This is a genomic window from Candidatus Venteria ishoeyi (assembly GCF_030378065.1).
Classification (GTDB): domain Bacteria; phylum Pseudomonadota; class Gammaproteobacteria; order Beggiatoales; family Beggiatoaceae; genus Venteria; species Venteria ishoeyi.
In genome coordinates this window covers 1-17,087 of record NZ_JAUCGJ010000072.1, presented here as the reverse complement: position 1 = coordinate 17,087, position 17,087 = coordinate 1, and the positions used below count along the sequence as shown (strand labels likewise).

9 protein-coding genes and 1 pseudogene are annotated in these 17,087 nt (G+C 48.0%); 4 read left to right on the top strand and 6 right to left on the bottom strand.

Going from position 1 to position 17,087, the window contains the following annotated elements:
* Positions 1-452: 452 nt before the first annotated feature.
* Positions 453-2,858, top strand: a pseudogene (gene hsdR / locus QUF61_RS17125) (EcoAI/FtnUII family type I restriction enzme subunit R).
* 34 nt (positions 2,859-2,892) lie between these two features.
* Here hsdR and QUF61_RS17115 read toward each other — a convergent pair.
* From QUF61_RS17115 to lepA, 6 genes are all read right to left on the bottom strand, one after another.
* Positions 2,893-10,611 (bottom strand): NHL domain-containing protein, encoded by a 7,719-nt coding sequence (locus tag QUF61_RS17115; protein ID WP_289682799.1) that lies wholly within the window; start codon positions 10,609-10,611, stop codon positions 2,893-2,895.
* Between the two features lie 609 nt (positions 10,612-11,220).
* On the bottom strand, positions 11,221-12,120 hold the full coding sequence (gene era / locus QUF61_RS17110; RefSeq protein WP_289682798.1) for a GTPase Era: 900 nt from the start codon (positions 12,118-12,120) through the stop codon (positions 11,221-11,223).
* The gene (rnc, locus tag QUF61_RS17105) at positions 12,117-12,824 is read right to left on the bottom strand and encodes a ribonuclease III (protein WP_286018934.1); all 708 of its coding nucleotides are present in this window, start codon (positions 12,822-12,824) and stop codon (positions 12,117-12,119) included. Before rnc ends, era begins: the two co-directional genes overlap by 4 nt.
* 144 nt (positions 12,825-12,968) lie before the next feature.
* The gene (locus QUF61_RS17100; protein ID WP_103918413.1) at positions 12,969-13,358 is read right to left on the bottom strand and encodes a DUF4845 domain-containing protein; all 390 of its coding nucleotides are present in this window, start codon (positions 13,356-13,358) and stop codon (positions 12,969-12,971) included.
* An 11-nt stretch (positions 13,359-13,369) separates the two neighbouring features.
* Complete coding sequence (gene lepB, locus QUF61_RS17095) at positions 13,370-14,266, bottom strand: signal peptidase I (RefSeq protein WP_289682797.1); 897 nt, start codon at positions 14,264-14,266, stop codon at positions 13,370-13,372.
* Positions 14,263-16,062 (bottom strand): translation elongation factor 4, encoded by a 1,800-nt coding sequence (gene lepA / locus QUF61_RS17090; RefSeq protein WP_289682796.1) that lies wholly within the window; start codon positions 16,060-16,062, stop codon positions 14,263-14,265. The genes lepB and lepA overlap by 4 nt, the downstream gene beginning before the upstream one ends.
* A 344-nt stretch (positions 16,063-16,406) precedes the next feature.
* On the opposite strand from lepA, the gene QUF61_RS17085 reads away from it, so the two are divergent.
* The 3 genes from QUF61_RS17085 to QUF61_RS17080 form a co-directional block, all read left to right on the top strand.
* Positions 16,407-16,580, top strand: a complete 174-nt coding sequence (locus QUF61_RS17085) for a hypothetical protein (protein ID WP_177428108.1) — start codon at positions 16,407-16,409, stop codon at positions 16,578-16,580.
* A 33-nt stretch (positions 16,581-16,613) separates the two neighbouring features.
* Positions 16,614-16,805: a DUF29 family protein gene (locus QUF61_RS18285; RefSeq protein ID WP_103918416.1), complete on the top strand. Its 192-nt coding sequence runs from the start codon at positions 16,614-16,616 to the stop codon at positions 16,803-16,805.
* Positions 16,806-16,960: 155 nt separating this feature from the next.
* On the top strand, positions 16,961-17,087 hold a 127-nt coding region (locus tag QUF61_RS17080), incomplete at its 3' end, for a transposase family protein (RefSeq protein ID WP_289682802.1).

Here is a 17,087-nt window from a genome sequence, read left to right as displayed (position 1 = left end):
CTCCCCGCAAGGGGTACTCTTCGGGAAACCGCCCGTTGCCCGAAAGGGGCACGACGGTAAATATAGGGAATTAACCCTATTGCGGTAACGGGGGGGCAGTGGGTTTCCACTGTCCTACCCACTGTAATTTCGGGTGGTTCATCTTTCCAGGGGTGTTACCCCTGGCTATATTAATTTGCCCCTTTGGGGCGGACAATGCAAAATTTATTTATTGGGTTTTGATTGCGTAACCATAAAGCTACAAATAAAATAAAAAAATGATTTTTAATCAAATAGATAAGCCTATTTTAATTTCTTGACCGGGTTTTGATTGCGACTTTGGGCGTGATTATTTGACCAGGTTTTGATTGGTGCGCTAAAAAATACCATAGAAAGCATATAAATTTATTGAAAATCAATATATTAAATTTATAAAATAATTTGATCGGGATTTGATCGCAATAGGAAAAATCATGAACGAAGCCGAAACCCGCGCAGAACTCATTGACCCCGCGTTAAAAGACGCAGGCTGGGGCGTGGTGGAAAACAGCCGGGTACGGCGCGAGATGATTACGCTGGGGCGTTTGCAAGGCGGGGGCAAACGCGGCAAGCAGGACATTGCCGATTATGTGCTGTTTTATAAAGGCCAGAAGCTGGCGGTTATTGAGGCGAAGAAAAAAAGCCTGTCCGTCACTGAAGGTCTGGCGCAGGCCAAACGCTATGCGGAACGTCTGCAAACCCGTTTCACTTATTCCACCAACGGGGTCGGGATTTATCAGGTGGATATGCAGACGGGTGAGGAAGGCCATGTAGATCGCTACCCGACACCGGATGAGTTATGGACAAAAACCTTTGCCAGTCAAAGCGACTGGCGTGAACGTTTTGGTGATGTGCCGTTTGAAGATAAGGGCGGCTTCTGGCAGCCGCGCTTTTACCAGCACAATGCCATCAATAAAACGCTGGAAGCCATTGCCGCCGGTAAAGAGCGCATTCTGCTGACGCTGGCAACGGGTACGGGTAAAACCGCGATTGCCTTTCAGATTGCCTGGAAGCTGTTCCACAGCCGTTGGAACTTATCGAGAAAACCCAAACGGCGACCACGCATCTTGTTTCTGGCGGATCGCAATATCCTGGCGAATCAGGCTTATAATAGTTTTTCTGCCTTCCCGGAAGATGCGCTGGTGAGAATCTCGCCGGATGAAATTCGCAAAAAAGGCGCTGTGCCTAAAAACGGCAGTCTCTTTTTTACCATTTTTCAGACATTTATGTCGGGCAGTGATGCCGAGGGTCATCCGGTGCCGAATTTTGGCGCGTACCCGGAGGATTTCTTTGATTTTATTATTATTGATGAATGCCATCGCGGCGGGGCGAATGATGAGAGTAACTGGCGCGGTATTCTGGAATATTTCTCGCCCGCCGTGCAACTGGGTTTAACAGCCACCCCCTTAAGAAAACATAATGCCGATACTTACCGTTACTTCGGTGAGCCGGTGTATATCTATTCCCTTAAAGCGGGCATTAATGATGGTTTTCTGACCCCGTTTAAGGTCAAGCAAATCGCCACCACGCTGGATGATTATGTTTACACCGCCGATGATCAGGTGATTGAGGGGGAGATTGAAGCCGGTAAAATCTATGAGGAAAATGATTTTAACCGCAGCATCGAAATAGAAGAACGGGAGCGATACCGCGTCAAGCTCTTTATGCAGCAGATGAAGCAGCATGAAAAAACGCTGGTATTCTGCGCCACCCAGAGCCATGCCTTACTGGTGAGGGATATTATTAATCAAGTTAAGACCAGCAGCGAGCCAAGTTATTGCGTGCGCGTTACTGCCGATGATGGCGCAGAGGGGGAACGCTTTCTCAGGGTTTTCCAGGATAATGAAAAAACTATCCCGACCATCCTCACCACCTCGCAAAAGCTTTCCACCGGCGTTGATGCCAGGAATATTCGCAATATTGTGTTGATGCGGCCTATTAATTCAATGATTGAGTTTAAGCAGATCGTTGGACGGGGTACGCGCTTGTTTGATGGCAAAGACTATTTCACGATTTATGATTTTGTCGAAGCCTACAAGCACTTTAACGATGCGGAATGGGACGGGGAACCGCTGGAGCCGGAACCCTGCGAGCGTTGCGGCAAGCTGCCCTGTGAATGTATTAGCAATCCACCACAGCCGTGTAAAACTTGCGGCAACCTGCCTTGCACCTGTGAGCAAGCAGAACCGGAACCCTGTCCCCTGTGTGGCGCGTATCCCTGTGAATGCGAGAAACGCCCCAAGGTTAAAGTGAAATTAAGTGACGGCAAGGCGCGAAACATCAAAAATATTATGGTGACGACATTCTGGGGGGCGGATGGCAAACCCCTGTCTGCCGCGCAGTTTGTCAAACAGTTATTTGGGCAGTTGCCGGAATTGTTCAAAGATGAAGACCAGCTCAGGGCGCTGTGGAGTCAACCCGACACGCGCCAGAAACTGCTGGAACAACTGGAAGAAAAAGGTTTTGGTTTAGACCAGCTTGATGAGATGAAGGCCGTAGTTGATGCCAAAGACAGTGATATTTATGATGTGCTCGCCTTTGTCGCCTTTACATCACCCACGCTGACACGGGTACAAAGAGTTGATGCGCATAAAGGTGCTATCTTTTCCCACTATGATTATAAGCAGTAAGAATTCATCGATTTTGTGCTGGCGCAATATATTACAGAAGGTGTTGGTGAACTGGCAACGGATAAGCTGACAGATTTACTGGAATTAAAATACCATAATGTGAATGATGCGGTTGCAGAGTTAGGCGCGCCTGTAAATATCAGAGAGACGTTTGTAGGGTTTCAGAAGTATCTTTATCAAGAAGGCAGGGGCGGCTTAACGGTGCGGTAGGGCGGATAAGCGCAGCGCCATCCGCCCTACATTTTTATGGCAACACAAACAACCGCTGACGACTGCCATCAGGATAAATCAACATCTGATCCGAACTACCGGCAATCGCTTCACTTTGTAACTGTGCTTGTATCGGTGGAATGCCCTGGCTGATATTGTAATCCAGCACGCCTTTTAAGGCTTGACCATTTAGGCTGAATTCCACCAGACCATTAACCCCCACCACCAGACTCTCACCCGCAGCCGTTTTCAATGCCTGCAAATCAACCGGTACGGGATTCAACTGCTGCATATACTTCAGACCCAGGGTATCTATTGAGACAAACTGTACCAGCATTTGTGTTGGGTGTACCGGTGAAGGCACGATTGATATGCCAAGGGGTGTGGTGGCGGGCATAAAGGTGGCGATGCCATCCGGGCGCAGCGTAAACCAGTTATCGGCATCCAGGTTCAAACGCAGATTACCGTTACTCAGGCGCTGTAAGTCCGGGAAACCCAGCGCGCTGACTTCGGCTTGTAAATCACATAAACCCTGTAAGGCGGGATGCGCGTTAATCACCGTATCATCCGGGGTGAACAGGCGCAGATTCTGCCAGTCATCCGCAACCACAAACGCCGGTGCTTCAAAGGGTGAACTGTGGAATACCTGCTGAGCATGAAGCAGTATCCGATAGGGTTCAATATCCAGAGACATCTCGCCACCGGCCTGTTGCTGGAAAACCCAGCCATTTTCCGGCAGCCCCGGCACCTGATTAATACCCTCCAGTAAACTCACGCCATCGAGCCAGACTTTGGCAGATAAATCCAGTAAGCCGGGTTGTTGCAGCGCAGGACAGGAATCGGCTAAACGTATCGGCATACTGCTCAGTTCCATACCCGATGATGGCACAATAGCCGAACGGCTAAACAGGCTGCCACCCGCTAATTGGGTATTATCACCTAAAGTTGCACCTTGCCCGATAACCACCTGGTTTAGCTGGGTATTGGCTTCAGTGATAATGCTGTTAAGCATGGCCTGTGCGCCTGCGGTGCCTTGTATGACACCTGCCAGCGTGCCGCCATTAATCACGGCATTGGCTGCCAGGGTGACACTTTCCAGCACACCCTGATTTTGTATGGTGCCACTGAGCGTTGCATAATACACCCACCCGTTAGGCCCGATACTGACGTTTACCAGGGTTTGACCATCGCCGTTACAAGGCGCGTCAATACTACCGCTGGTGGGACAGGCAGGCAGCCCCGCGCCTGCTTGCAGGCTGAAGCTGACAACACAGCTTTGGTCGCTGTCCAGCGTCACTGTCGCCTGTAAGGGATTGTCCGCATCAACCTGACAATGACCACCCCAGCTATCAAATAAAGCCTCGGCATCCGGCGCGGCGGTTAAGGTGATAATGCTGCCTTTGAGATATTTCTCGCTACAGTTGCCGCCACATTGTATGCCGTCACCCAGCCCCACTGCCCCGCTGATTAGGCCGTCACCATTGCCTGATTTGCTGATTTGCAGTTGTGGGCTGTCGGCTTCCACCCGGCGCACGCGATGATTGCTGTAATCAGCAATATATAAATTACCTTGTGCATCAATGATAATATCCGTTGGCCCATTAAGCTGCGCCTCACTCGGCAGGCCACCGTCGCCGCTGAACCCCGGCATGCCCGTACCGACCAAAGTGGCAATGGAACCGCGCTGGTCAATGCGGCGAATGCGGTGATTGCTTTGATCGGCAATATAAATCCTGCCGCTTTCATCCACCGCCACCGCGCGCGGGTTATTCAAACGCGCATCCAGTGCCAGGCCACCATCACCGCCATAAGCGCCACTGCCGAAGCCGGTTGCACCGGAACCGGCAATCGTGCTGATCACGCCGTTTTGATCCAGTTTACGGATGCGGTGATTGCCGCTGTCGGCAATATAGATTTCTCCCGCTGGCGTAACAAACAGGCCGGTAGGAAAGTTCAGTCCGGCTAAGGTGCCAAAACCGCTATCACCGCTGTAATCGGCAACGCCAGTACCGGCAATGGTGGTGATGCGACCACTGCTGTCAACTTTACGCACCCGGTGGTTGTTGCTGTCAGCAATATACAGATTACCTGCACTGTCTAAGGCCACATCATGCGGCAGACTCAGACGCGCTTCCAGTGCCGGCCCGTTATCACCACTGTAGCCGAAGTTATCCATACCCGCCACAGTGCTGATAATACCGCTTGCCACTTTACGGATACGGTGATTGGCAGAATCGGCAAAATATACCACGCCGTCAGCATCGCTTGTCAGACCAAAGGGATTACGCAGTTCTGCATTGTTCGCCAGACCGCCATCGCCAGAGAAACCAAAGCTGCCATTACCTGCAACCCGATTGATAAAACTGTCAATGACCGGGGCTTCAACCAGACGCAAACGATTATTAAGGGCATCGCTGATGAGTAATTGCTCGCTGGGTGACAAGGCCAGCGCCACCGGGAATTTCAGGCTGGCAAGCGTTGCCGGGCTGCCTTCCCCGCTATAAGCGCCCAGACCGTCACCGGCAACCGTGCTGATGAGTCCCTGCGCAACGGCCTGAGGTAATAAATCAAACCGTGCCGTGCAGTGGCGGCTTTGATCCATAGTCACCTGCAAGGGGTTTTCGGTGCCGCCGCAATCGCCACCCCAGCCGATAAATTCGGCATCAGTGCTGGCGGTGGCGGTCAGTTTGACCGTATTACCCGTAACATAAATATCCAGACAAAGGCTGTTATTTGCATCACACTGTATGCCCTGCATCACCCCGGCTGGCGCGGAAATGCTGCCCAGGCTGGAGCCGGTTAATTCGATGCTCAAGCGTTGTTTTAATCCGGTGGTCATTTGCCGCAACATACTATTGGCGCTGTCTGCAATATAGAGATCATCAGCCAAATCCACGACCAGACCTGCTGGTGTGTTTAACTGCGCATTTAAGGCCGGGCCTTCATCGCCGCTGTAACCGGATGTGCCATTACCGGCAACGCTGCTGATGATGCCGGTTGCCGCATCCACTCTGCGAATGCGGTGATTATCGCGGTCGGCAATATACAGATTATTGGCGCTGTCTATCGCCAAATCTTCCGGCCAGCCAAAACCGGCCTGTGTTGCCGGGCCGCCATCACCAGATTCTGCGCTTTCACCATTACCGGCTATGCTTTGCACCAAGCCATCCGGGGTGATTTTACGAATCCGATAGTTTGCCGCATCCGCCACATACAGATTACCCAAAGTATCATGCACCACCGCCCAGGGTGCTTCAAACTGTGCAGTTGCCGCAGCGGCATTATCACCACTGAAACCGGGATTACCCTGCTGTCCGGCAATCGTGGAAATCACGCCCTGACTGTCCACTTTGCGGATAATATGATTGCCCGTTTCAGCAATATATAAATTACCGGATAAGTCGATGCTTAAACCATAAGGTTGATTAAGCTGCGCCGCCGTTGCCAGCTCGCCATCACCACTGAATCCTGATGTACCGTTACCGGCTATCGTGGTGATAATACCTGCGCTGTCCACTTTGCGAATCACATGATTGGCACCATCGGCAATATACAAATTATTAAAGCGATCCACGGTCACATTAAATGCGGTTAAACCGGCTGCGGTGGCAATGCCGCCATCACCGCTGTAATCCTGAACCCCGTTACCCGCAACGGTTGAAATCAGACCGGCAGGGGTAATTTTACGCACCCGGTTATTGCCACCATCAGCCAGATAAATATTACCTTTACTGTCTACAGCCACGCCATAGAGCTTATCCGACACCTGGGCTGCCAAAGCCGGGCCGTTATCGCCGCTAAATCCTGTGCTGCCGCTACCGGCAAAACGCTGAATCAGGTTGCTCTGGGCGCGTAACTCAAATATTGCCTGACAGGTTTTAGAGGTATCCAGGGTCAGGCTGATGGTGCTCCCCGAACCGCTGCAATCATCACTCCAGCCGTTGAACAGCGAACCTTCATCAGCATTGGCAATCAGATTCACCACACTGTTTTCAGTATAGCTTTCACTGCACGCAGCACCACACTGAATGCCGCTGCCATTACCCGCAGCCGCCGTCACCGTGCCACTGCCTGCACCAGTTTTGCTGATAGTCAGAGTAAAACTGCCTGTTGGCGGCGGCGTGGTGCCGCCTCCGCCCGCGATATTGGCAATCTTGCGCACCACAAAATTGGCGCTGTCAGAAAAATACAAATGCCCGTCCTGACCTACAACCAGTCCCCAGGGTTGGCGCAGGGTTGCCGCCGTTGCCGCGCTGCCATCACCGCTGTTACCCACCGTGCCGGTACCGGCAACCGTGTGCATCATGCCCTGGTTATCGATAAAACGAATCTTGTTATTAAAAGAATCGCTGATATATAAACCACTGGCATTGGCAAACAAAGCAATGGGATAGTTCAAGCTGGCTGCTGTTGCCAGTCCGTCATCGCCGCTGCTGCCGGGAAAACCGGTACCGGCAACACTGGTGATAATACCGGTGCCAGCATCGACTTTACGAATTCGATGATTGCCATAATCGGCAATATACAAGTTACCACTTGCATCAAATGCCATTGCCGCAGGGCTGTTAAGACTGGCATCCGTGGCAATGCCGTCATCGCCACTGAAATCGGGGCTGCCGTTACCGGCAATGGTGCTGATTAAACCGGTTGCGGGGTCTACCCGGCGAATGCGGTGATTAAGCACATCGGCGATATACACCAATCCTTGCGCGTCAACTGCCACGCTCATAGGCCGGTTAATCTGTGCCTGAGTCGCCGGACCGTCATCACCACTGAAACCGGCTTCACCGCTACCGGCAAAAGTGCTGATATTGCCACTGCTATCGACTACCCGGATTTTATGATTTAAGGTATCGGCAATATACAAGGAACCATCGGCAGCCAGCGCCAGCGCATTTGGGAAGTTTAACTGCGCCAGTGTTGCCAGACCGCCATCCCCGGCAGCCCCTGCTTCACCCGTACCAACGATGGTATTAATACTGCCATCGGGGTTAAATGCCCGAATCCGGTGATTGCTGGCATCGGCAATATAAATTAAACCGCTGTTATCGATAAGCAGTCCCGCAGGTATACTCAGTTGCGCCGCCAAAGCCACCCCGGTATCACCGCTGAAACCGCTGACGCCGGTACCCGCCACCCGGCTGATAGCCGGGCCGCTGGCAATAAAAGTTGCGCTGCAATTTTTATCTGCATCTAAAGTCAGATTTAATGGATTATCAGTGCCGCTGCAATCACCGCTCCAGGATACAAACATATTGCCATCGTTGGCAGTTGCAGTGAGTGTGATGGCAGTATTCTGATCATAGGTTTCGCTGCATGTTGCACCGCAATCAATGCCGTCACCACTGCCTGCCGGCGCGGTGACATTGCCCAGGCCAACAATATTGATATTCAACGTTAGCGTGCTGGTAGCTGGTGGCGTGGTGCCGGGATTAGCCAGCACATTGACCATGCGGATACGGTGATTGCCGCTGTCAGCAATATATAAAGTTTCGTTACCATCAAAAACCACATCAAAAGGCAGGTTCAACTGCGCATCTGTCGCGCTGCCATCATCACCGGAAAAACCCGCGCTGCCGTTACCGGCAACATTTTGAATAGCACCATTGGCGGTAATTTTGCGTACCTTATGATTTTCCCGGTCGGCAAAATATAGGTTGTCAGCAGCGTCTGTTGTCAGTCCGTTAGGGCGATTTAAATGTGCATCGGTAGCGGGGCCGCCATCACCGAAATCACTGCCACCAAAACCACATACCCCGGCAAGTTTTGTCAGATTTTCACTGCCGGGCGTAGTGTTTTTACGATAAATACAATTATTGTGGCGCTCAGTAAACACCACCTGACCATCATTATTGACCAGCACCCCGGAAGGCCGTGCCGTTGCGCCTTCAATGCCCTCGATGTCAAGTACGGTTAAAATACCGGTATCCAGCGCAATGCTGACCACCCTGCCATGCTCCTTGTCGCCCAGCAACAGCGTATTATCCCCATCTATCGCCAGAAAACGCGGATCGTTGAGCTTGCTGTCAGTTGCAGGAATACCACTGTTGGCATTATCACTGCCACCACCGGCAATCGTACTGATAATATTGGTTGCACCATCGATTTTACGGATGAGATTATTGCCATTATCAGTGAAATAAATATCATCATTACTCGCCACCACAATACCTAAAGGCTTTTTCAATTTGGCGTCTATCGCGGCTCCGCCATCACCTGCATAACCGGCAAGTCCACTACCCGCGATGGTGCTAATCACGCCTGCGGTGGTGATTTTACGAATACGCTGATTATCAGTATCAGCGATATAAATATTGCCGCTGCTATCGATAGCTACGCCGCCAGGGTTGTTCAAACCGGCAGTTTTAGCAGGGCCATCATCTCCAGAAAATTCTGCTGTGCCATTACCTGCAAAGGTGGTAATTGCACCCAGCGCCAATTCACCCCCGCCACCACCGGGACTGCCACTGCCCGCGCCTTCAAAAGCACCCAGGTCTATGGTTGCTGTGCCATCGTTATTATCATCTGTGATACGGGGATTGCCGAGGAAATCAGTTGTCGGTAATTCCGTAATGCTGTTATCACCTAAATCAAACAATGGCGAATTAGTGCTGAGTTGATAGGGTTCCCCGTTGCTGCTGGTGCCGCCAACAAAATCAGGGGATAAAGAAACATTGTTGTTGCTGTTCTCAAACTGGCTGCATTTAGTGCTAAAGCCAAGACCGGAGCTGGTAATCACATTATTAAACTGGATATCAGGCAGGGTATCACCCTCGCAGAAAATTGCGGTACTCCCCTGAACACCGGTGATATTATTATTGATAATCCGCGCCGCGCCACCATCGGTAATATAAATCGCGCTGCCTTCAGTACCGTTGTTTTCTATCTGATTGCCGCTGATGGTATTATTGAGTACCAAAATTTCCGCATCGCTAGACCAATAAATACCCGCCCCTTTTTCTTCAGCAATATTGCCCGCAATGACATTCTGGATAATCTGCGCCTGGGAGCTATTGAGCATACCGATGCCACCCCCCCGCTTGATTTTATTACCCACAATATAATTATTTTTAATCAGTGGTTTTCCTGCGCTATTAAGATAAATTCCACCTCCATGAGAAAATCGCGGTGATTCGTTATTTTTAATGGTATTACCGATAATATTTGCGCTGCATGAAATGTCTGAAGTATTACCGTCGCAAGCATCGCCCAGCACGGCAATTCCACCACCGCCACCGCCACCACTGCCGCCATCATTGGTATTGCCCTGAATCAGGTTATTTTCTATCAGTGGTGCGCCATCATAAATATTAATTCCGTTTGAGCCACCACCGATATTATTAATAATGTTGTTATTGCGCACTGTGGGCGAAGCGTTAGAAATTTTTATACCACCAGCGGTGGCGTAGCCTTTACCATTTTTAATGGTGAAACCCTCCAGCACCGCATCGCGGGTTTCGGATGTTTCAAAGATGACTACCGTGTCGTTTTGTCCACCGTCAATAATGGTCGTGGTCGCACCATCAACGCTTTTAAGCGTAATGTTTTTACCACTGAAATTAATATTTTCATTATACGTGCCTGCTGAGACCAAAACCTGATCACCATCGGCTGCCGCGTCAATCGCCGCCTGAATGGTGGCAAACTGATCCGGCACGGTTCTGTCAACGGCTTGTGCAGTATAGGAATAGATAATTGATAAAACACTGAATAATAAAGCTATCCAGGTTTTTTTCCTGATATAAAGAGACATCGGAAACCTCTAGGCTTAAGTGTTAGCGTGAGATTTTGGCGGCTTTCATCACGTTAAGCGATGAATGAAGCCTAAATCGAACTCAGGTTAAACATTAAACGCTTTATTTTACAGAGTATCAAATCGAAATGGATGGAATGCGGGGTGTTAGCTATAAATGGCAGTTTGATTTGCTTCTGACGCAATCGCGATGAATAACCTGGCTTATCATACGAAGTAAGCGCTTTGAAATGGGAATGAAATAAAAATAGAAACCGGGCTTAGGAATGAGAATTTAATAAAACCAGAAAGTATAGTGAGTGATTTTGCGCGCAAATCAAGGCGGCGCGATGGGCGCATAGTTATTCTATGCAACCGGAGCGGCAACGCAGAGTTGTGCGTAAAAGTGCCGCTAGACACTGGGGTTATTGAATTCTCATTCCTTAACTTAAGGAGTGAGAATTTTATAACTTCAGCAACTTGGCTGGTCTTTTCCTCCATTTTCTGCGTTGTGCCTATTTGGACTTAGGCAGTTACATAGCTTGCTATGCGCCTGTTTTCACGCCTTGAAAATGAATAAAAATCCTGCGCCCAGTTTCTGAATTTATTTCATCCTCACTCCTAATAACCTTACTCACTATAACCAAACTGCCTTAAAGCGCGTTCATCATCCGACCAACCGGTTTTGACTTTGACCCAGAGTTTTAGAAACACTTTTTGCTCAAACAGCAGTTCCATATCTTTACGGGCATCACTGCCCACAGACTTCAGGATAGCCCCCTGCTTGCCGATGACGATGGCTTTCTGACCCTGGCGTTCTACCCAGATAATTGCGCTGATTTTCAGCATTTTATCATCTTGTTCAAAGTGCTCGACTTCGACACTGAGTTGATAAGGCACTTCCGCGCCTAAACGGCGCATGAGTTTTTCCCGGACAATCTCAGCCGCCATAAAACGACTGCTGCGATCTGTAACCTGATCTTCATCAAAAATGGGGTCAGCTTCGGGTAATTGTGCCAGTATCAAATTTTCCAGGGTGTCCAGGTTTTTGCGTTTTGTGGCTGAAACCGGGCAAATGTCAATAAAGTCATATTTGCTCTGCAATTGCTCAATATAAGGCAGCAGTTGTTCACTGCGTTCCAGCCGATCCATTTTGTTAATCACCAACAATACCGGGCTTTTGCTGGCAATCAGTTGATTTAAGACATAATCATCCTGTTCCTGCCAGATATCCGCTTCCACCACAAATAAGACCAGATCAACATTCGTCAGCGCGCTGCTAGCTGAGCGGTTCATATAGCGATTGATTGCGGTTTGGGTTTGCGCCTGTAAGCCCGGTGTATCCACATAAATAATCTGCTGGCTGTCAGCATCCTTATTCAGCGTTTTAATGCCCATCAGCGAGTGGCGGGTGGTTTGTGGTTTACGTGAGGTGATACTGATTTTTTGCCCAATTAATTGGTTGAGCAGCGTTGATTTGCCGACATTCGGGCGACCTGCAATGGCGACATAACCGGTATGTGCTGTCATGAATATTTGCCTGTTTGTTGTTTAAGCGCAATTAATTGTTCAAGTGCCTGGGCGGCTGCGTGTTGTTCCGCTCGACGACGGCTGTTACCCTGGCCTTTGATAATCTGCTTAAGACCTGCAACAGTACAGTGAACATGAAAACATTGCTCATTGTTACTGAGTTCTTCAACCTGTTCTAAGTTATATTCAGGCAAGGGCTTTTTTTTAGCTTGCAGATATTCCTGCAAACGGGTTTTGGCGTCTTTATTAAGGTTTTTCAGGGAAAGTTGTTGAAAACGAGGCTCAAACAATTTTAGCAGCATCGTTTTGCAGGCATCCATGCCCCCATCCAGATAGACGGCAGCAATCAAAGCTTCCAGGGCATCTGCCAGAATCGAACTGCGCCGCCAGCCGCCGCTTTTCATCTCGCCTTCACCAAGGCGCAATAAACCACCCAGTTCCAGGTCACGCGCAATACCCGCCAGGGTTTCACCTTTAACCAGGCTGGAGCGCAGGCGCGTCAATTCGCCCTCTTTGGCATTGGGAAAGCGTTCAAACAGGTATTCAGCCACCAGATAGCCCAAGATGGAATCACCTAAAAATTCCAGGCGCTCATTGTTAGGCATACCTGCGCTACGGTGTGTCAGCGCGGTGTATAACAAGCTGGGATCGGTAAATCGATAAGCCAGCTTTTGATAAAGCTGGGGTAAGGTAATTGTTGTCAAAGTTACACAGCCTGAGTGAGGCATCCGCTTCTGTCAACGCTAAAGACGCTGAAAACCACTGATACCTCACACTAACACTTGATAGTAGATACCTGATTTTAACGTTTTTACTTAAAAAGTTTTACGTCGAGCTCAGGCAACAAATTAAAAACTGATGGTATTATCAAACTTAACCAACAAATAGACATTAGAGACCATTTCTGCTTCGCGGTTGTATTGAATAATCACATCATAACCACTGCCAGTGGGTTTGATTTTAAAATGCTCTTTGAAATTATCCTGACTAATGCTGCGTACATTATTAGGATATAATCCATTGAGTATTTTATCTCTAATTTTTGTTTTAGAAACTTCAGTACCCGTTATACCATCTTTTACTTGTTCGACAGTGCGCAGAATAGCAGCATATTCATCATAAATGGGTATCAGCTTTAATGCCACCATAGTGACAATTACGATTACACCGAGAATAAAACTTACTCCCCAGAAACCAATACCTTGTTGTTGCTTACGGCTGGAAAATGTCTGCTGCATAATAATACTCCTTAACGAATGGCTGAAGCTAAGCGGGAAAAATCAACACCACCATCCCAGTTCATCCAGATTAAAAATGCTTTACCAATTAAATGCGTTTCTGGAACCAATCCCCAGTAACGGCTGTCTTTACTCTTATCCCGGTTATCACCTAATACAAAATAATGGCCTTGAGGAATTTCTCCTATCGTCAGGCGCATAATTTCATGTTGATGCGCCTGTAACATCGCCTGACTGGTAATTTGTACAACATCCTGTTTTTCATCCGACCAAAAATAAGGCGAGGGACGTCCTGCGCCGGGCTGTAACAATATCTGATGAGCCAGTATTTCTGTTAACTGCTCGGATTGTTGCTCAAAACCATTCATTTTATTGCCGGACTTATCGTCCATATAGGTTTTAGTCAATGTTCTGGGTATTTCCTTACCATCAATCAGCAGCATTTTAGCGATGTAATCATATTCGATTTTATCACCTGGCAAACCAATAATGCGCTTAATAAAGGGTGTAGAAGGATCTTCCGGGTAGCGAAATACCACAACATCACCTCGATCAGGCTCATCCAGTGCCACAATTTTACTATTTAACACGGGCAGGCGTAAACCATAAGAAAACTTATTCACCAGAATAAAGTCGCCAATTAACAATGTCGGCATCATGGAACCGGAAGGAATCTTAAACGGCTCCACCACAAAAGAGCGTAACAATAATACGATTAAAAATACTGGAAACAATGAGCGCATTAAATCAACAACACCAGAAGGCTCTCTGGCTCTTACCTGCTCCTGTTCCGGCAGGGTTTTTGCCCGTTCGTTCCGCTCCGGGGCCAGCTTCCATTTATCAAGAGCCCAGATAAGCCCACTGATGAAAACCAGTAAAACCAGAATTGCCGCAAGATCAATATTCATGATTTTGTTTTTCCTACCTTTAATACGGCCAGGAAAGCATCCTGAGGAATACTTACATTACCCACTTGTTTCATACGCTTTTTCCCCGCCTTTTGTTTTTCTAATAGTTTACGTTTACGGCTTGCATCCCCACCATAACATTTAGCCGTGACATTTTTACGTAAGGCTTTTACCGTCTGGCGTGCAATAATATGTGCACCAATGGCGGCTTGAATGGCAATATCAAACATCTGTCGGGGAATCACTTCTTTCATGCGTTCAGCCAACTCACGCCCTTGGCTGATACTTTTATCTCTATGCACAATCAAAGCAAGCGCATCGACTTTTTCACCATTAATCAGAATATCCAGTTTAACCAGATCGTCTGCCTGAAACCGCACAAAATGATAATCCAATGAGGCATAGCCGCGACTAACGGACTTCAGCCGATCAAAGAAATCCAGCACCATTTCACTCATGGGCAGTTCATAGGCCAGAGAAACCTGCGAGCCTAAGTATTGCAGATGCTTTTGTACGCCGCGCTTTTCTACGCACAAGGTAATCACGTTACCCAGATATTCCTGCGGCATCAAGATATTAGCCTGGATAATGGGTTCCCGAAATTCTGCGATATGATTGACTTCCGGCAGTTTCGCCGGGTTATCCACCATGACGATATCACCGCTATTGGTTTCTATTTCATAAATTACCGTGGGTGCCGTGGTGATTAAATCCAAATCATATTCACGTTCCAGCCGCTCTTGCACAATTTCCATGTGCAACATGCCCAGAAAACCGCAACGAAAGCCAAAGCCTAAAGCCGATGAAGTTTCCGGCTCATAATACAGCGCGGAGTCATTAAGGCGCAGTTTTGACAGTGCTTCACGAAAAGACTCATAATCACTGGAATCCACCGGGAACATGCCCGCAAAAACCCGTGGCTGCATTTCTTCAAAACCGGGTAACACTTCTTCTGCCGGACGATTTGCCAGGGTTAATGTATCCCCAACCGGCGCACCATCCACTTCTTTAATACCGGCAATGACATAACCCACTTCACCAGTTCTCAGATGTTCGGTATGGGTCATTTTAGGGGTGAAAATACCCACATGATCCACCAGCACATCGCGCCCGGTGGACATAATCCGAATCTTATCGCCTTTTTTGAGTTCACCATCGACAATACGTACCAGTGATACTACGCCCAGATAATTATCAAACCAGGAGTCGATAATCAAAGCGCGTAGTGTTTGCTCAGGCTCGCCGCTGGGTGATGGAATTTTTAATACCAACTCTTCCAGCAATTCTTCAATACCAATCCCGCTTTTGGCACTGACTTTTAAGGCATCATGTGCTTCGATGCCGATAATCTCTTCAATTTCCTGTATGACCCGTTCAGGCTCAGCCGAAGGCAGGTCAATTTTATTGAGGATGGGCAAAACCTCCAGTCCCTGCTCAATGGCGGTATAACAATTAGCGACGCTTTGCGCCTCCACGCCCTGCGCGGCATCGACCACCAGCAACGCACCTTCACAGGCTGCCAGAGAGCGTGAAACCTCATAGGAGAAATCCACATGCCCCGGCGTATCAATAAAATTTAACTGATAGGTCACGCCATCAGCGGCTTTGTAATTCAGTGTTACGCTTTGGGCTTTAATGGTGATACCGCGCTCGCGCTCCAAATCCATGGAGTCCAGCACCTGTTCAGCCATTTCCCGCTCGCTCAAACCGCCGCAAAACTGAATAAAACGGTCTGCCAGCGTGGATTTGCCGTGATCAATATGGGCAATAATAGAAAAGTTTCGAATATGATTCATTTAGATTTTATAAAATAGAGCAAAAACCCAATATTCTACAATAAGCTGAGTATTGAGTTCAGATTAAATTGATTATTTCACTCAAAAAAAACAGCTACTGCACAACGCTTTTTGATATCTAGGGAGCAAAAAGCAACTTTTTTGTGCCTTAAAGCACATTGTGAAGCTTTTGTATGACTCCAGCAGTTATATTGAGCTCAAATAGCCACTGAACAAATTACTGAAAAAAATACTTGACTATATTAGAAAAACATAATATTCTTATTTCCACATTATTAAAAGCCAGCAAGAACTTCTAAGCTGAGTTTTAATCTTTATTTTTCATGAAACAAGGAGTGTCTATCATGAACATGAAACGTATGCGCGGTATTATTGATCCTATCTCAATTGGCTTGATTCTGGTTGCATTAGGAGGATTGGGTGCAGCCAATTATGTGGCGCAGAATCCTGAGCAAAGTGCAAGCCAGGTACAGCAGGTGAACCATTCTCAGGCAGTGAAAAGCAACGAGACAGAATAAAACCTTAAAACGCTAAAAGCCGATACATAGGATGTGTATCGGCTTTTAGCATTTTATTTGTGCCCTACACTCCCAGATGTGATTAACAAAGCCTATGGCTATACCATCAGGAGTGCAGCCACAGAAACCGAGCTACCCAGAAAAACTTTTCCTGCGGTGTGTCCGTTTAGCCAGGATGAGATTTTGGATAGTAAATTTTTTCCTGTTACTGCGGAAGATGAATAGACTGGTTCTGTTGGGCTTCCTTGCGTCAGCCCAAGCTACCACGTTTAGATTGAAACAAGGCATATATCACCAACTGTCCCAGGGCAATCGCATTAAAAATGTCTTGACAAGATAAGTGGTACTATGAGTATAAATGATGGTTTTTGGTATTTTTCATGGAAAACCACTCAACAGCATCAATTATCAAGCATTTTGAGACAATTAAAGACCCACGCATTGATCGTCAAAAAAGGCATAAATTAGGCGATATATTTTTTATCACACTTTGTGCTGTGATAGCCG

What these genes read in the sequence shown, in the direction of transcription:
- QUF61_RS17115 (WP_289682799.1), bottom strand. Translation starts at nt 10,611, where the DNA reads ATGTCTCTTTATATCAGGAAAAAAACCTGGATAGCTTTATTATTCAGT.
- era (WP_289682798.1), bottom strand. Translation starts at nt 12,120, where the DNA reads ATGACAGCACATACCGGTTATGTCGCCATTGCAGGTCGCCCGAATGTC.
- QUF61_RS17100 (WP_103918413.1), bottom strand. Translation starts at nt 13,358, where the DNA reads ATGCAGCAGACATTTTCCAGCCGTAAGCAACAACAAGGTATTGGTTTC.
- lepB (WP_289682797.1), bottom strand. Translation starts at nt 14,266, where the DNA reads ATGAATATTGATCTTGCGGCAATTCTGGTTTTACTGGTTTTCATCAGT.
- lepA (WP_289682796.1), bottom strand. Translation starts at nt 16,062, where the DNA reads ATGAATCATATTCGAAACTTTTCTATTATTGCCCATATTGATCACGGC.
- QUF61_RS17085 (WP_177428108.1), top strand. Translation starts at nt 16,407, where the DNA reads ATGAACATGAAACGTATGCGCGGTATTATTGATCCTATCTCAATTGGC.